The organism is Deinococcus carri, assembly GCF_039545055.1.
Taxonomy (GTDB): domain Bacteria; phylum Deinococcota; class Deinococci; order Deinococcales; family Deinococcaceae; genus Deinococcus; species Deinococcus carri.
The window spans coordinates 71,078-85,612 of record NZ_BAABRP010000006.1 but is presented as its reverse complement, the minus strand read 5'-3'; the positions used below and the strand labels follow the sequence as shown (position 1 = coordinate 85,612).

The following is a 14,535-nucleotide window of genomic DNA, read 5'->3' as shown; positions in this document are numbered from 1 at the left end:
AGGGCCAGCGGTTGACCACAGGAGGGGCAGACGTGGGCGTACCCGCGTCCGCTGACGGGATAGAAAGTGTCCCCCGGACGGAAGGACCTGTTACGTAACGCCCGCTTCATATTCTGATGATAGCAGAAGAAGCCGGGGCATGTCGCCGCTCCACCGTCCAGCACGCGCCTTTTGATCAATGGTGTGGACAGATTCATAACTTCCTGGACCTTTCCCACGCTGGGACGGCGTTGCCGTCCACCCCCCCTCCCCAACCCCTCCCCCGCAAGGAGAGAGGGGCTTTTTACATCCTGCACGCTACTTTCGAATACACCTCTCGCAAGAGGATGCAAAACTGTCCGCACCATTGTTTGATACGGATTCCGGTTGAACAGTTTTTGTAACTGTTCAACCCGAGCGGAGCGAGGAGGAAGGAAACGGTTGCCGGGAAAGGAGTTATCGAAACGGCGCTTTCTCGCTTCGATAACGGATTGGACGGAAACCGTATGAGGGGCGGCAGGACAGAGCGACCGGGACTAGAGGTCGGCCTCGTCGGTGGGTTCGTCCGCCAGGTCAGGTTGCACGGCCCCCACCCCCACCCGCCGGCGCTTGCGGAGCATGGCGGGTTCCTTGTCGAGATTGAACACGAAATGCCGGGGCCGCCGCTCGCGCAGCCAGGTTTCCAGCGCGACCAGGCGGGGCCGGAAGCGGATGAACTCGCGCAGTTGCCGGATGGGCACGAAGCGGGCCTCCTGCACGTCGCGGTCGGGGTCGCGGGGTTGCAGCGTGCCGCCCACCTCGCGCCCGGTGTAGAAGAACTGGAGGTGGTGCCCCCAGGTCTGGGCCTGGAACTCCACGATAAAGGCGAGGTCGCGCAGTTCCACCACCAGCCCGGTTTCCTCGTAGGTTTCGCGGCGCGCGCCCTCCTGCACCAGTTCACCGGACTCCAGGCCGCCCTTGGGCAGGGACCAGCGGCCGCGCTCGCGCACCAGCAGAATCTCGTCGCCGCGCAGGATGATGCAGCCCACGCCGATGCGGGGGTCGGCCAGCGGGCGCTTGTGCTTCTGCCCGCGCTTGCTGGGCGCGGCGGGAACCGGCACGCTCGTCGCGCTCAGCACCTGGCCGGGAGCGGGCGTGCTGTTCTGGCTCGCCGGACGGCCCCCCCGCCGCCGACGCCTGCGCCGCTGCGCGCCCGCGCTGCCGGGGGCTGCCTTCACGTCCTCGGGCATCAGACCCCCTCCGGCGCGAGGTCGTTGAAGCGGACATGGGCGCTGTGAAACTGCAACTTGACGGTGCCCACCGGGCCGTTACGCTGCTTGCCGATGATAATCTCGGCGATACCCTGCTGGTCGGTTTCCTTGTTGTAATACTCGTCGCGGTAAATAAACATCACGATATCTGCGTCCTGTTCGATTGCGCCAGATTCTCTCAAATCCGACAGCATCGGTCTATGATTCGGCCGCTGTTCCACAGCACGGCTGAGCTGGCTGAGGACGATAACCGGCACTTCCATTTCACGCGCCAGCCCCTTGAGACCACGTGAAATGGTGCTGATTTCCTGCTGACGGTTGTCACTGCCGCCGCTGCTCTTGCCGCCCGACATCAGTTGCAGGTAGTCGATCACCACCAGCCCTAGTTGCCCGTGCTGCGCGGCGATGCGCCGGAGCTTGCTGCGCAGGGCGTTCAGCGTCAGGTCCGGCTCGTCGTCGATCACCATCGGGGCGTCGGCCAGGCGACCCGCGGCGTGGGCCAGGCGCTCGAAGTCGCGCTCGTTGAGCTGCCCCGAGCGGATGCGGTTCATGTCCACCCGCGCCTCGCTGCACAGCATCCGCAGGGCAAGCTGCACACTGGGCATCTCCAGGCTGAACACCGCCACCGTCTTCTCGCCGCGCAGGGCCACGTTCTGGGCGATGGAGAGGGCGAAGGCCGTATTGTGCAGGCAGATGTCGGCCGCGATGAAGTTGGCGTCGCCCGGCACCGTCAGGTCGTACACCTGCCGCTCGCCCACGTCCTCGATACTGACGATGTCATCCCAGTACAGCGCGTCGCTGCCCAGCAGGGTGAGGTGCGGGTCGTCCAGCACCGCCGCGTACCGGGCCGCGCGGGACTGAGGAAGGCCGCGCCCGGTGTGGGCATTGAACCCGGAGTCCGTCTTCTCCCCAGCCGCGCGGGCAAGGGCCGCCAAGCTCAGGCCACGTGCCCCCGCCGCCCGGCGCACATGCACCCAGGCTCCGGCAGGCGGGTGCCCGACATTGCTGCGGGTTCCGGCACTGACAGGAATCTGCCGCCCCGCCTTTTCCCCCAGCCACCCGATCTGCATCTGATAGTCGGCCACGCTGCGCGGGTCGGTCACCTCCACCCGCCAGGCACGCTCGCCCTTGCGCCACAGCTTGCCCAAGATGCCGAAACGGACCAGCGCATGCTGCACGTCACGCGCCAACGCCTCACTCGCCACCGTGAACTCGATGCGGGCCTTGCCGGCCAGGGCGTATAGCGTTCCGTCGCAGCTCAGCAGCACGCGCAGGAAGGCGGCAAGGGAGGGGCGGGTCAGGGTCCAGACCACCGCCGGGAAGTGCTTCGCCTCAGCGTGCTGGCCCCACACCCCGAGTTCACGCAGCCAGTCCGTCAGGGGGTTCGGCCTGTCCTTGCGCTCGCCCGGCTGCCAGCGGCGACTGAGGCGGTAGTCAATCCCTGTCCGGGCATCGGCCACCATCTCCACTTCCGGAAACTCGGCGGCGAGGCAGGCACGGAAGTCTTCCACCAGCGCGGGGTCCGCGTTCGTCCACCTCGGGCTGCTCTGCGTCAGGCCGCCTTCGGCCAGCAGGTAGGCCAGCAGGCGCACGCGTTCGGGGCTGAGGGTGTCCTGCTGTCCAAACACCGGAACGGCACGGGGGACGGCAATCCGGTCCCCGATCTTCAGGTCGTACAGGGGCGTCCAGCCATCCACACCCAGAAAGGGATGGTGCGGCGTCGTCTCCACCACGCGGCCCGTGCGGGTCGTGACCCGGCGAACGGCCTTCACGCCACTGTCAATCCAGGCCCCCACGTGGGACTCGCGCACCTCGCCGCTTGGCGTCACGCTCAGGACCGTGGGCAGTTGCCGCCGCACAAAGGCTTCCACCGTGAGGCGCTCCCCGCTCCCCGGCACGTCGATCAGGGTGTCGGCCGTCACGCATTTGCCCATCGAGGGCCGCGCCGCCAGCACGTTCAGGCTCCCCTTCTGCAACCCCGAAATCTGCTCGTCGAGGTCGCGGAAGCCGCTGCTCACGCCGTCGGGAATGCCCTTGTTCTGGTGCAGCAGGGTGATGTACTCGAAGGTGTCGTGGACTACCTCGCCCATCGCCTGGAAGGCCTCGCCCTTCTTCTTCTGCTCGGCCACCTCGAAGATCATCTTCTCGGCGCGGTCGAGCAGGTCTTCCAGCGGGAGCTGCGCCTCGTATGCGAGCTGCATCGCCTTGCCCGACGCCCCGATAAGCTGCCTCAGCGTGTGCTTTTCCTGCACGATGCGCGCGTAGTGTTCGGCATAGGCGGCGGTCGGCACCTGGTCCGAGAGGCCGATCAGGTACGTCAGACCGCCCACCTCGTCGAGCTGGCCCTTGACGCGCAGATCCTCGCTGAGGGTCACCAGGTCCACCGGCTCGCCGCGTTCCTGAAGGGTGCGCATGGCGGCAAAAATCTTGCGGTGGCCCTCGCGGTAGAACATCTCCGGGGCCACGGTGTCGCCCAGGGCGCTCAGCGTGTCGTTGTCGAGCAGCACGCTGCCCAGCACGCTGATCTCGGCTTCATTGCTGTGAGGGGGAACGCGCGGTGTCAGTTCCATGCGGGCCTTTCGCGCACGCGGCAGGGAAACGCGCCGCCCGGACGGAACCGGGGCGCGCCGCGCGTGCAGGGGTGAAATGAGGGTTGGGGCCGGTGTGAGGGCCGGTCGCCCATTCGCCTGAACCACACCACTGGGGTGGGCCGGGCCGAACTGCCGCGCATCATACCACCGCAGCCCCCGTGAGGCAGACACCCCCAACCCCCCAAACATGCCCGCCAGCGTAAGAGTCCTGTTAGGACTGGCTGAATACCGTGATGTCAGCAAGGACGGGAGATTCCCGCACCTGCAAAAGCCATCCCCGGCCCGAGGGACCTTCTCCCGATTCCTTAACCCGACGGCCAAACCAGGAGACACTATGAAGAACGGAACCCAGGGCTTTACCCTCATCGAGCTGCTGATCGTGATCGCGATCATCGGGATTCTGGCGGCGGTGCTAATTCCCAACCTGTTGGGTGCACGTGGGAAGGCTGTCCAAACTGGTGCTCAGGCTTACGCACGCAATTGTGCTACTGCAGCCACTAAATACTCTCTTGAGAATCCTAACGTTTCTATCGCCAGTAAAGCTTGTGAGGGTACTGACCTCAATGCAGGTGCCTTGCCAGCCTATGTTAAGTCTGCCGCCGTTAACGCCACCAGCAACGCCATCACGTACATTTATACCCTCAACGGCACTGACTCCGCCGCTCAGACGGTACCCCTCAACCTCAACTAAATTGTATCTACATAAAGTTGCCCTCTAGGGCAACTTTTTTTGGTGCGCTACCCTCTCCCCATGACCCCCACTGCACCCTCCACCACTGCCCTCAAAGAATGGGACACCCAGTGCCAGGCCCTCACCTCCGGCTCCTCTGCCCTCCTCATCCGCAAGGGGGGCGTCATGGAGACGCACGCAGGCTTCGAGGTCGAGCACCGCGCGTTTCTGCTCTACCCCACCTTCCTGCACCAGAATCCCGCCGAGCTGAGGCCGGAGTTCACCCCGCTCCTGCGCGAAGACCCCCAGCCGGGACGCATCGTCCTTCCGGCGCTGGCCGAGGTGGTGGCCGTCCATAAAGTCGAATCGTTGGATCAGGCCCTTGCCCTGGAGCCATACCAGGCGCTGACGGCGGGAGCCATCGAGCGGCGGTTTCACTACCGCAACCGGCCCTGGGTCCACGCGCTGTTGCTGCGGGTGCGCCCGTTGCGCGAGCCCCTGGTGCTGCCGGAAACGCCCGAGATGCTGGGATGCGTGAGCTGGGTGCCGCTGCCAGACATGACGGTGGAGGCGGGGCCGCCAGTGCTGACAGAAGAGGAGATGGAGCGGCGGCGCTTGGAGGTAGAAGCTGCCCTCAGCCGTGAGTTTTGAAGCAGCCTGAGCTTCCCTGCCCGTTGTCACAGTCCACAACCCACGACAGAAAAGGGAGGCCCGCAAGCCTCCCCTCTTTCTTAACCCGCCGCTTACTGCGGGTTGATAGCTTCGAGGTCGTAGTTGTTCAGCAGCGTGGTCTGGATGTCGGCGGTGCCGTTGTAGATGTTCCAGCCGTACTTGGTGCCGTTGAAGAACTGGTTGTCGCTCCCGGCGTAGACCAGCAGTTTGCCGTTGTCGCGGCTGAGCACCACGTCGCCGGTATTGAAGCGGCCGTCGCTGTTGGCATCGCGGAAGACGACCACCCGGTAGGTCCCGTAAGGAACGTTGCGGGGGAGGGTGAGGGTATAGCCCCCGGTCAGGAACTTGTCGATCACCTGCGGCTGCGTGCCGTCGGCAGTGTAGCGGCCATTGTTGTAGCCGACGACCGCCAGGCCGAGGTTCTGGTTGGGGCTGAAGCCCTTGAGCTGACCGGAGACGGCGGCGCTGCGGGTACCAAGCACGCTGCACGAGCTGAGGGCGAGGGTCCCGAGGGCCACCAGGGTAAGCATCTTCTTCATGGGAAAACCTCCTTGAGTCGCAGGCTCACCGTACCCGGCGGGGCAGCCCAGCGGCTATGGGGCAACCTTTCCCGCTGGCCTCACCTGCCACTCATGGAGGGGAGATGAGGCGGGGGAAACCTGACCCGGCCTTTAGCTGCCGCGCTCGCCTGAGGGGACAGCCGGCTATAGTGACCGGGATGCAGCAACGCCCCTTTACCGCACTCGCCGCGGTTTACGACGCGATCATGGCGGATGTGGAGTACGACCACTGGGCCGACTTCGTGCTGACCTATGCGCGTGATGGGGGGCTGGAGGTCCGCTCGGCACTGGATCTCGCCTGCGGCACCGGGGGCTTCACGCGGGAGCTGTGGCAGGCAGGCTTCCGGGTGCATGGGGTGGACGGCAGCCCGGAGATGCTGGAGGTAGCCCGCGCCCGCCTTCCCACCGGGGTCACGCTCAGCGTGGGGGACCTGCGGACCTTTGCGCTGGAGGAGCAGTTCGACCTCGTCACCTGCGTCTTCGACAGCCTGAACAACCTGCTGACCCCCACCGACCTGGGCGCGGCGCTCACGCGGGCGCGGGCGCATCTGCGGCCCGGCGGGTTGCTCGCCTGTGACCTGAACACCCGCCTGGGGGTCCGGGAGCTGTGGGAGGGGAACGCCATCGAGGGCCTGGCCCAGACACCGGAGGGCCGCGAGGTGCATTACCACTGGTCGCACCATTACGACCCTGATGCCGACGTGGGCGTGGTGCAGGCCTTTTGCCGGGTGGAGGACGGGCAGGGCGGCATGCAGGAATTCGTGGAGGAACACCGCGAGCGCGGCTACGACCCCGCCGACCTGGGGCCGCTGCTGCGGGAGGCCGGGTTTTCCCGCTGGGAAATCGTGGAGTACCCGGATTACGCCCCCCCAGAGCCGGATACGCCGCGGGTCTGGGTGTTCGCATGGGCCTGAACGTGCCCGTTCCCGTTCTGGGGGCGGGGGGCTGGGGCACGGCGCTGGCCAGCGCCGCGACCCGCACCGGCCAGCCGGCGACCCTGTGGGCACGCCGCCCCGACTTCGCCGCCCGGCTGGCCGAGGTCCGCGAGAACCGCGAGTACCTGCCGGGCGTGACGCTGCCGCAGGGGGTGACGGTCACCTCCGACCTGGAGCAGGCGGTGGCCGGGGCCGACTTTGCCCTGGTGGTCGTGCCCAGCGTGGGTGTGCCGGACCTGCTGGCCGCGCTCCCCCGCGACCTGGGCGTGGTGCTGTGTGCCAAGGGCCTCGCGCCGGATGGCGGCCGGCTCAGCGACCTGGCCCGCGACCTGGGCTTCCCACGGGTGGCCGTGCTGAGCGGCCCCAACCATGCCGAGGAGATCGGGCGCGGGCTGCCCGCCGCGACGGTCGTGGCGAGTGCGGACATGGCACTGGCCGGCGCGGTGCAGGCGGCCCTGGTCTCCCCCACCCTGCGGATCTACACCAGCACCGACGTGGTCGGTGTGGAACTCGGCGGCGTGCTGAAGAACGTGATCGCGCTGGCGGCGGGTCTGGTGGACGGCCTGGGCCTGGGGGACAACGCCAAGGCCGCCATCATCACGCGGGGGCTGCGCGAGATGGGGCGCTACCTGGTGTCCCAGGGTGCCCACGAGGAAACGGTGTACGGCCTGAGCGGCCTGGGTGACCTGGTGGCGACCGCGACCAGCCGCCACAGCCGCAACCGCGCGGCGGGCGAGGCGATTGCCAGAGGAGACCATCCCATTTCCCGGCCCCAGCAGGGCGGCAAGGTCGTGGAGGGCCTGCGCACGGCGGGTCTGCTGGAGGCCTGGGCCAGCGCCCACGGGCAGGACCTGCCCATCGTGCGGGCCGTCTCCCTGGTCGCAGGCGGCGCGTGGACTCCCGCCGAGGGTATCGCCAGCCTGATGGGCCGGGACCTGAAGGCCGAACTGGAGGGGTAGAGGGGGCTGGACAGGCCTGATGGTGGCCTGAAGGTCCGCTGGTATACCGGGAGTGATATGGACACCTTCGAAACCCGGGCGTTGCAGCTTGCCGTGGACCTGACCCAGCACAACACCTACGAGGGCAAGGTGGGCCAGGGTTACGTGGAGGCACGCGCCGCCGATATCCGGCGCACCTTCAACATCCTGTGCGGCCACGACCCGGACGACCGGCCTGCCCGCAAGGGGTCGGGCAAGCGCAAGGGGGCACAGGCGGCGGACGATGCCGAGGGGTAAAACCCGTCCCAGCGGACACAGCGATGACAGGTGAACCGGGAACGGCCGCCCTCCTGGCCGCCGCAGAAGCCTTCGCCCTCCCCAGGTACACCCAGCCCTGGCGTGCCTACCACAATGCGGAGCATGTCCGCGCCGTCCTGCAAGCCCTCGCCTCACGCGAGGTGTTGACCCCGGCTCTGGCCCTGGCTGCCTGGGGCCACGACCTGATCTATGACCCACGCGCCCCTGACAACGAGGCCCGCAGCGCCGAGGTCTTCGGCGGGTGGCTGGAGGCACAGGGCGCGGACGCGGCCCTGGTGCGGGAAGTCACGGCCCTGATTCTCGCCACCCGGCACACCTCCCCACCGGAAACGCGGGCGGAAGCCCTGCTGGCCGACGCCGACCTGGGGATTCTGGGAGCGGAGGCCCCGGCCTTTGCCGTATACGACCGGGCCATCCGACAGGAATACGCCTTCGTGCCGGATGTGGAGTATCGCCGGGGACGGGCAAGGGTGCTGCGGGGCTTCCTGGAACGGGAGCGGATTTATACCACGTCGGAGTTCGCGGCCCTGGAGGAGCGGGCGCGGGCGAACCTCACGGCGGCACTCGGGCGACTGGAAGGGCCAGCCTAGAAAAAGCCCAGCCTACAAAAAGCATAGAAAAACCGCCCCCGGCAGGAGGCGGTCGGTAAGGTTCGGGCTTCAGTCGGCGGCGGTGCCGTGGTTGCCCGCCTGGACGTTTTCCTTCTCGGCGTCGGCTTCGAGCTTGGCCTTGATCTTCTTCAGGGTGAAGCTGGCCTCGCGCTCGCGCTGGTCGAGCACACCGCGAATAAAGCGGATGTCGTCCTGAATGCTGGGAATCACGATCTGCTCCAGGGCGTTCACGCGGCGGGAGGTCTTCTTGATCTCCTCACCGATGCGGCGCAGCTTCGTCTCGGTCGCGGCGACCCGCACGATGGCTTCCAGCACGCTGCCGAAGTCGGTCGCGGCCTGGATGGTCCGCGCGCCCACGTTGATCGGGCTGAAGGCCGCCGCGGCCTGCCGTTCCGGAATGCTGATGCGGGGCACCTTCACGCCGTAGAGGTTCTCGATCTGCATGTCCACGGCGTAGTCGCCGGTGCCCGCCAGACTGAGGCTCTCCACCGCTTCGGGGCTGTCCCACGCCTTCGCGCCGAACAGGCTGGTGTACGCACCCTTGCTGACCCCGGCCAGCTGCTCGCGCGCTGCCAGCGCGTCCTTGACCAGCGCGAAGAACTCCCCGATCAGGGCATCACGCTTGCGCTTGAGCAGGTCCGCGCCGTTGTTGGCGGTCTTGAGGCTGGCCTTGCTGGCGAGCAGAGCGCTGCGGGTGGGACTGATCTGTCCTGCCATGGTTCCACCTCCTTCGTCGGTGGGGTTGTGGGTTGTGGGCGGTGGGTTGTGGGGAAACAGCCTGTCCCACAACCCACAACCTCCCCCCTACAACCTTAGATCCTGTTGCCCCGCCACATCTCGTCGATCTTGGCACCGTAGTACTTGTCGATGCTGTCCTTCGAAAGACGGGTGAGCTGGCTCTGGGGCAGCTTGGAGAGGATGCCCCAGGCGACGGTCAGGCTGTCGTCGATGGAGCGGTCCTGGTTGCCCTGGCCGATGAAGTAGTTCTCGAAGTCGTCGGCAAAGCGCAGGTACAGCTTGTCGGTCTCGGTCAGCGCGTCCTCACCGGTAATGGCGACGAGCTTGCGCAGGTCGAGGCCGTTGGCGTAGGCGGCGAACAGCTGGTCGGACACGTTCTTGTGGTCCGCACGGGTCTTGCCCTTGCCGATGCCGTTGCCCTGAAGGCGGCTCAGGCTGGGGAGGGGGTTGATCGGCGGGAACACACCCTTGGCGTTCAGGCCACGGTCCACCACGATCTGCCCTTCCGTGATGTAGCCGGTCAGGTCGGGGATGGGGTGGGTGATGTCGTCGTCGGGCATCGAGAGAATCGGGATCTGCGTGACCGAGCCGGGCTTGCCCTGCACCACACCCGCGCGCTCGTAGAGGCTGGCGAGGTCGGTGTACATGTAGCCGGGGAAGCCACGGCGACCAGGGATCTCCTCGCGCGCACCGCCGATTTCACGCAGCGCCTCGCAGTAGTTCGTCAGGTCGGTCAGGATCACCAGCACGTGGTAGCCGTGCTCGAACGCGAGGTACTCGGCGGTCGTCAGCGCCATGCGGGGCGTCAGCAGACGCTCGACGGCGGGGTCGTCCGCGCGGTTGAGGAACAGCACCGAGCGGGCCAGCGCGCCGGTGCGCTCGAACTCCTGGGTGAAGAACGAGACTTCACGCTGGGTCAGGCCCATCGCGGCGAACACCACCGCGAAGTCGCCCTCGTGGCCGGGCACCTTCGCCTGCCGGGCGATCTGCGCGGCGAGTTCGTTGTGCGGCAGGCCCGAGCCGGAGAACACCGGGAGCTTCTGCCCGCGGATCAGGCTGGTCTGCACGTCGATGGTGCTGATGCCGGTCTGAATGAACTCCTCCGGCTTGGCACGCGCGGCAGGGTTCATGGGCTGGCCGTTGATGCTGAGGCGCTGCTCGGCCACCACCGGGGGCAGCCCGTCGATGGGGCGGCCCAGGCCGTCGAAGCGGCGGCCGATCATTTCCTTGCTGACGCCCAGTCGGGCCACGTCCTCGACGAGGCTGACGGAGGCGGTGGCGAGGTCCAGGCCGCGTGTTTCCTCGAACACCTGAATCACGGCGTTCTCGTCGGACACGCTGATCACCTGCCCGCCGCGCACCTTGCCGCTGCCGTCGCGGATGTCCACGATGGCCCCGTAGGCGAGGTCCGAGGCCGCGTTCACGAACAGCAGCGGCCCGGAGATGTACGAGACGTCGTTGTATTCCTTTTTCAGGAGGGTCACGCACTCACTCCTTTGGCGGTGGTCTTGAAGGTGGTGTCGAGTTCGTCCATCACGCTTTCACCGTAGGCCATGAAGTCGGCTTCCGGCACGTAGCGCGCGCGGGAGAGCTTCTCGATCACGGGGTTCTGGATGATCTCGTCGATGGTGGCCCCGCCGCGCAGCGCCGCTTCCGCCTCGTCGTAGAACTTCAGCATCATCTTCATCAGGCCGTAGTTCTTGGGCATCGAGGCGCTGGCGTCCACCGGGTCGAAGCCGTTCTGCTGGAGGAAGTCCTGGCGCAGCATGCGTCCGGCCTCGATCACCAGGCGCTCCTGGTCCTGAAGCGCGTCGGGGCCGACGAGCTGCACGACTTCCTGGAGGGACGCTTCCTGCTGGAGGATGTTGCCGATGCGCTGGCGCAGTTCGGGGAAGTCCTGGCCGACGTTCTCGCGGTACCAGGAGTCCAGGATCGGCGTGAACAGGCTGTAGGAGCCGTTCCAGTTGATCGCCGGGAAGTGGCGGCGGCGGGCCAGACCCGCGTCCAGACGCCAGAAGGCCCCGGTGATACGCAGGGTCGCCTGCGTGACGGGTTCGGACATGTCGCCGCCCGCCGGGCTGACTGCGCCGATCACGCTGACCGCACCGTCCTCACCCGCGAGGGTCTTCACCGCACCGGCGCGCTCGTAGAACGCGGCGAGCTTCGCGCCCAGGTAAGGCGGGTAGCCTTCTTCCGCGGGCATCTCTTCCAGGCGGGAGGAGATTTCACGGAGAGCCTCAGCCCAGCGGCTGGTGGAGTCGGCCATCAGCGAGACGCTGTAGCCCTGGTCGCGGAAGTACTCCGCCAGCGTGATGCCCGTGTACACGGACGCCTCGCGCGCCGCCACCGGCATGTTGGAGGTGTTGGCGATCAGGATGGTGCGGTGCATCAGCGGCCCGCCGGTCTTGGGGTCTTCCAGTTCCGGGAACTCGACCAGCACGTCGGTCATCTCGTTGCCGCGCTCGCCGCAGCCCACGTACACCACGATGTCGGCGTTGCCGTACTTGGCGACCGACTGCTGCGTCACGGTCTTGCCCGAGCCGAAGGGGCCGGGAATCGCCGCCGCGCCGCCCATCACCAGGGGGAACAGCACATCGAGGATGCGCATCCCGGTGAGGAAGGGCAGGCTGGGGTCGAGCTTCTGCGCGACGGGGCGCGGCGCGCGGACGGGCCAGTAGTGCGCGAGGCGCAGTTCGGTGCCGTCTTCCAGCCGGGCGATGGTGTCGTCGATGGTGTACTCGCCCGCCGGGGCCACCCACGCCAGGCGGCCGCTCTTGTCGGGCGGCGTCAGGATCTTGTGGGTGAAGCTGAATTCCGGCACGGTGCCCAGAACGGCGCTGCCGGTCACGCTGTCGCCCGCCTGCACGGTGGGCGTAAAGGCCCAGCGCTTGGTGCGGTCGAGGCTCGACACCTCGATGCCGCGCGCGATGAAGTCGCCGGAAGCCTCGCGGATCTTGTCGAGGGGGCGCTGAATGCCGTCGTAGATGCCGTTGAGCATCCCCGGCCCCAGCTCCACGCTGAGGGGCAGCCCGGTGGTGACCACCGGCTCACCCACGGTCAGGCCGCTGGTGTCCTCGTACACCTGCACGAAGGCCGTGTCACCGTCGAGGCGAATGATCTCGCCCACCAGGCGCTCGTTGCCCACGCGCACGATGTCGTACATCTTCGCGCCGTACATGCCGTTCGCAATCACGGCGGGACCGGCGATGTTCTGCACGACGCCCTGCTTGTTCTGCGTCATTGTGTCTCCTTGGGAGAGCGGTCAGCTCTCAGCCATCAGCTCTCAGCATGAGCCTTTACTCGGGCCGCCGCATGAATGGCGTACTGACGGCTGACTGCTGAGGGCTGACAGCTTTTTACAGCTTGATATCGAACCCGATGGTGTCCCGCACCAGCTTGCCCATGTAGGCCTTGGCGTCCACCGTGTCGGTCGCAAAGGCGTCGCGCAGGCTGGGAATGGGCAGCAGGATGGGGAGGTCGCGGCCCCGCATCACGCGCTGGGTGGCGGTCATGGGGTCGGGGATGAGGCCGGTATCCACGGCGATCAGGCCGTACTGGTCCGACTGGATGGCGCGTTCGAGTTCCGCCACGGCGCTCTCGGGGGCGGCCTCGATCACCTCGGCCCCCGCGAGGCGGTAGCCGGTGGCGGTCTCGGCGTCGGAGAGGACGACGACGCGCTGGGTGTTGCCCGTCTGGGCGCGGTTGGCCTGGGTCATGCCTGCACCTCGCGGCGAATCTGCTCGGTGGGCAGGTCGTAGTACTTCCCGCGCCCGATCAGCCTCAGCTTGGCGATCTCGATTTCCTTGCGGCGCAGGAAGTCGAGGATGATGCCCACGCCCTCGGGGTCGCCCGCCGCGACGTTGCGCGCGGCCTGGTCAAGGGCCGTGCGGGCAGCCACCTCGGCGTCTTCGAGGGTGGGCGCGTCGAGAATCGCGGCCACCTCGGGCACGCCGCCCGCGTCCCCGCCCGCGAGGCGGCCGTAGCCCGCCGCGTCGAGCCGCCCACCGGCGACGAACAGGTTGGGGTCGAGCGGCTGCCCCCGCGAGCTGCGGGCCAGCAGCACGTTGGTCACGTCGATCTCGCGGCTGAGGTAGCGGCGCAGGCTGGTGTTGCGCGCCACGCTCAGGGCGTAGCGGTAGTAGCCCTGGTCGAGGGCGACTTCCAGATCGAGCAGGCGGCCGCTGGCGTTGTAGGCGGCCACGGCGTCGCGCATGGCCCCGGTCAGCGGGTGCCCGCTGACGGCCAGGGCCGCGGCGGCGCTCGCCAGATCGGTGCTCTGCGCGGCGGTCTGGAGGGCGGCGGGCTTGATGGTGCCGCCGGGAATCAGGCCCTGCGTGATGGCCTCGGCCCCCCGCCCGCTGACGATGCCGCGGGCGATGGTCTTGAGGTTCACCAGATCCCAGCGCAGCAGCAGCGCCTGGACTTCCCGCCGGGCCTCGCCGTCGGCAAAGCCCAGCACCTTCTGCATGGTCGCAAAGAGGTTGTGCGACAGCGCCCGGTCGAGTTCGGGGAGACCCGCGCCCTCGGCGGTGGTCTCGCGCATGTCGGGCGCGAGGTCCGTCTCGGCGAGGACGCGCAGGAACTCCTGGTAGCTGCCCGCCGCGAGCGCCGAGTCAAGGGCGCGCCCATCGAGCAGCTTGGTCCGCATCACACGGACGCGCGTATTGATGTAAGCGTAGTCGTCGGGCATCGGGCCAATTCTCCTTGTCCGGCCTTATTCCGCGAGCAGGCGGCTGACCTGCGGCGCGAGTTCGCCCCGCAGCCGGTCGAGCCGTCCTGCCAACGTGTTGGTGATGCCGCTCTTGCCGCCCCGCGCCACCACGCGCACGCCCCCCTGAACAGCGGGGTTTTCGCGCACGGGTAGGTCGGTGACGAGTTCGCGGGCCAGCATGACGTCGGCGGGGTTCACCTCGACCGCCTCGGCGTCGGGGATGGCCTCGCGGGCCTGCTGGATCAGGCGGGCCAGGATGTCGCGGTACTCGGGGGCGCGGGTCACGTCCCCCAGGTACTGCTCGACCAGACCGTAGACCTGGGTCATGCCCTGCTCGCCGGCGTTGAGCCGCGCGGCGCTGAGTTCGAGGTCGGCGGCGCTGCGGGCGCGCACCAGCCCCGCCTGCCGCTGGGTTTCCAGCAGACGGGTGCGGCTCTCGACCAGGGCCTGGGCACGTTCACGGGCATCCGCGAGGATCATCTGGGCGCGGTCACGGGCCTCGGCGCGGATGCGCTCGATCTCCGCTTGCGCTTCGTGTTCGAGGAGCTTGTCGAGCGCCATA

At 67.6% G+C, this 14,535-nt stretch carries 15 protein-coding genes; 6 read left to right on the top strand and 9 right to left on the bottom strand.

The features are described 5' to 3' along the window. Nucleotides 1-515: 515 nt before the first annotated feature. Nucleotides 516-1,208 carry an NUDIX domain-containing protein gene (locus ABEA67_RS09760; RefSeq protein ID WP_345464533.1) on the bottom strand — a complete coding sequence of 231 codons (693 nt, stop codon included), beginning with the start codon at nucleotides 1,206-1,208 and terminating at the stop codon, nucleotides 516-518. Beyond that, nucleotides 1,208-3,799 carry a replicative DNA helicase gene (gene dnaB, locus ABEA67_RS09755; protein ID WP_345464531.1) on the bottom strand — a complete coding sequence of 864 codons (2,592 nt, stop codon included), beginning with the start codon at nucleotides 3,797-3,799 and terminating at the stop codon, nucleotides 1,208-1,210. Before dnaB ends, ABEA67_RS09760 begins: the two co-directional genes overlap by 1 nt. Before the next feature lie 355 nt (nucleotides 3,800-4,154). Between dnaB and ABEA67_RS09750 the strand changes: the two genes are divergently transcribed. Together ABEA67_RS09750 and ABEA67_RS09745 are read left to right on the top strand one after the other, a co-directional pair. Continuing rightward, the gene (locus ABEA67_RS09750) at nucleotides 4,155-4,511 is read left to right on the top strand and encodes a prepilin-type N-terminal cleavage/methylation domain-containing protein (protein WP_345464528.1); all 357 of its coding nucleotides are present in this window, start codon (nucleotides 4,155-4,157) and stop codon (nucleotides 4,509-4,511) included. A gap of 60 nt (nucleotides 4,512-4,571) precedes the next feature. Next, a complete protein-coding gene (locus ABEA67_RS09745; RefSeq protein WP_345464525.1) occupies nucleotides 4,572-5,141 on the top strand; it encodes a DUF1802 family protein in 570 nt (189 codons plus the stop codon). Between the two features lie 92 nt (nucleotides 5,142-5,233). On the opposite strand, the gene ABEA67_RS09740 is transcribed toward ABEA67_RS09745, so the two are convergent. Next, complete coding sequence (locus ABEA67_RS09740; protein WP_345464522.1) at nucleotides 5,234-5,701, bottom strand: hypothetical protein; 468 nt, start codon at nucleotides 5,699-5,701, stop codon at nucleotides 5,234-5,236. 179 nt (nucleotides 5,702-5,880) lie between these two features. Between ABEA67_RS09740 and ABEA67_RS09735 the strand changes: the two genes are divergently transcribed. From ABEA67_RS09735 to ABEA67_RS09720, 4 genes are read left to right on the top strand one after another with little or no spacing between them, the layout of a single operon-like run. Continuing rightward, nucleotides 5,881-6,636, top strand: coding sequence for a class I SAM-dependent DNA methyltransferase (locus ABEA67_RS09735; protein WP_345464520.1), 756 nt, complete (start codon nucleotides 5,881-5,883; stop codon nucleotides 6,634-6,636). After that, nucleotides 6,627-7,616: an NAD(P)H-dependent glycerol-3-phosphate dehydrogenase gene (locus ABEA67_RS09730; RefSeq protein ID WP_345464517.1), complete on the top strand. Its 990-nt coding sequence runs from the start codon at nucleotides 6,627-6,629 to the stop codon at nucleotides 7,614-7,616. Before ABEA67_RS09735 ends, ABEA67_RS09730 begins: the two co-directional genes overlap by 10 nt. A 57-nt stretch (nucleotides 7,617-7,673) precedes the next feature. Then, complete coding sequence (locus ABEA67_RS09725) at nucleotides 7,674-7,892, top strand: hypothetical protein (protein ID WP_345464515.1); 219 nt, start codon at nucleotides 7,674-7,676, stop codon at nucleotides 7,890-7,892. Between the two features lie 23 nt (nucleotides 7,893-7,915). Then, nucleotides 7,916-8,503: an HD domain-containing protein gene (locus tag ABEA67_RS09720; protein ID WP_345464512.1), complete on the top strand. Its 588-nt coding sequence runs from the start codon at nucleotides 7,916-7,918 to the stop codon at nucleotides 8,501-8,503. A 69-nt stretch (nucleotides 8,504-8,572) separates the two neighbouring features. Here the strand turns inward: ABEA67_RS09720 and ABEA67_RS09715 are convergent, their stop codons facing one another. The 6 genes from ABEA67_RS09715 to ABEA67_RS09690 all read right to left on the bottom strand — a co-directional run bounded on the left by ABEA67_RS09715 (nucleotide 8,573) and on the right by ABEA67_RS09690 (nucleotide 14,534). Beyond that, a complete protein-coding gene (locus ABEA67_RS09715; RefSeq protein ID WP_345464509.1) occupies nucleotides 8,573-9,241 on the bottom strand; it encodes a V-type ATP synthase subunit D in 669 nt (222 codons plus the stop codon). 95 nt (nucleotides 9,242-9,336) lie between these two features. Next, on the bottom strand, nucleotides 9,337-10,746 hold the full coding sequence (locus ABEA67_RS09710) for a V-type ATP synthase subunit B (RefSeq protein ID WP_345464506.1): 1,410 nt from the start codon (nucleotides 10,744-10,746) through the stop codon (nucleotides 9,337-9,339). Then, on the bottom strand, nucleotides 10,743-12,503 hold the full coding sequence (locus tag ABEA67_RS09705; protein WP_345464503.1) for a V-type ATP synthase subunit A: 1,761 nt from the start codon (nucleotides 12,501-12,503) through the stop codon (nucleotides 10,743-10,745). Before ABEA67_RS09705 ends, ABEA67_RS09710 begins: the two co-directional genes overlap by 4 nt. Before the next feature lie 115 nt (nucleotides 12,504-12,618). Then, nucleotides 12,619-12,978, bottom strand: a complete 360-nt coding sequence (locus tag ABEA67_RS09700) for a V-type ATP synthase subunit F (protein WP_345464500.1) — start codon at nucleotides 12,976-12,978, stop codon at nucleotides 12,619-12,621. Beyond that, nucleotides 12,975-13,952, bottom strand: a complete 978-nt coding sequence (locus tag ABEA67_RS09695; RefSeq protein WP_345464497.1) for a V0D/AC39 family V-type ATPase subunit — start codon at nucleotides 13,950-13,952, stop codon at nucleotides 12,975-12,977. Before ABEA67_RS09695 ends, ABEA67_RS09700 begins: the two co-directional genes overlap by 4 nt. A 24-nt stretch (nucleotides 13,953-13,976) precedes the next feature. Then, a complete protein-coding gene (locus tag ABEA67_RS09690) occupies nucleotides 13,977-14,534 on the bottom strand; it encodes a V-type ATP synthase subunit E (RefSeq protein ID WP_345464494.1) in 558 nt (185 codons plus the stop codon). Nucleotide 14,535: the final 1 nt, after the last annotated feature.

What these genes read in the sequence shown, in the direction of transcription:
- ABEA67_RS09750 (WP_345464528.1), top strand. Translation starts at nt 4,155, where the DNA reads ATGAAGAACGGAACCCAGGGCTTTACCCTCATCGAGCTGCTGATCGTG.
- ABEA67_RS09705 (WP_345464503.1), bottom strand. Translation starts at nt 12,503, where the DNA reads ATGACGCAGAACAAGCAGGGCGTCGTGCAGAACATCGCCGGTCCCGCC.
- ABEA67_RS09735 (WP_345464520.1), top strand. Translation starts at nt 5,881, where the DNA reads ATGCAGCAACGCCCCTTTACCGCACTCGCCGCGGTTTACGACGCGATC.
- dnaB (WP_345464531.1), bottom strand. Translation starts at nt 3,799, where the DNA reads ATGGAACTGACACCGCGCGTTCCCCCTCACAGCAATGAAGCCGAGATC.
- ABEA67_RS09725 (WP_345464515.1), top strand. Translation starts at nt 7,674, where the DNA reads ATGGACACCTTCGAAACCCGGGCGTTGCAGCTTGCCGTGGACCTGACC.
- ABEA67_RS09720 (WP_345464512.1), top strand. Translation starts at nt 7,916, where the DNA reads ATGACAGGTGAACCGGGAACGGCCGCCCTCCTGGCCGCCGCAGAAGCC.
- ABEA67_RS09695 (WP_345464497.1), bottom strand. Translation starts at nt 13,952, where the DNA reads ATGCCCGACGACTACGCTTACATCAATACGCGCGTCCGTGTGATGCGG.
- ABEA67_RS09760 (WP_345464533.1), bottom strand. Translation starts at nt 1,208, where the DNA reads ATGCCCGAGGACGTGAAGGCAGCCCCCGGCAGCGCGGGCGCGCAGCGG.
- ABEA67_RS09745 (WP_345464525.1), top strand. Translation starts at nt 4,572, where the DNA reads ATGACCCCCACTGCACCCTCCACCACTGCCCTCAAAGAATGGGACACC.
- ABEA67_RS09690 (WP_345464494.1), bottom strand. Translation starts at nt 14,534, where the DNA reads ATGGCGCTCGACAAGCTCCTCGAACACGAAGCGCAAGCGGAGATCGAG.
- ABEA67_RS09740 (WP_345464522.1), bottom strand. Translation starts at nt 5,701, where the DNA reads ATGAAGAAGATGCTTACCCTGGTGGCCCTCGGGACCCTCGCCCTCAGC.
- ABEA67_RS09700 (WP_345464500.1), bottom strand. Translation starts at nt 12,978, where the DNA reads ATGACCCAGGCCAACCGCGCCCAGACGGGCAACACCCAGCGCGTCGTC.
- ABEA67_RS09730 (WP_345464517.1), top strand. Translation starts at nt 6,627, where the DNA reads ATGGGCCTGAACGTGCCCGTTCCCGTTCTGGGGGCGGGGGGCTGGGGC.
- ABEA67_RS09715 (WP_345464509.1), bottom strand. Translation starts at nt 9,241, where the DNA reads ATGGCAGGACAGATCAGTCCCACCCGCAGCGCTCTGCTCGCCAGCAAG.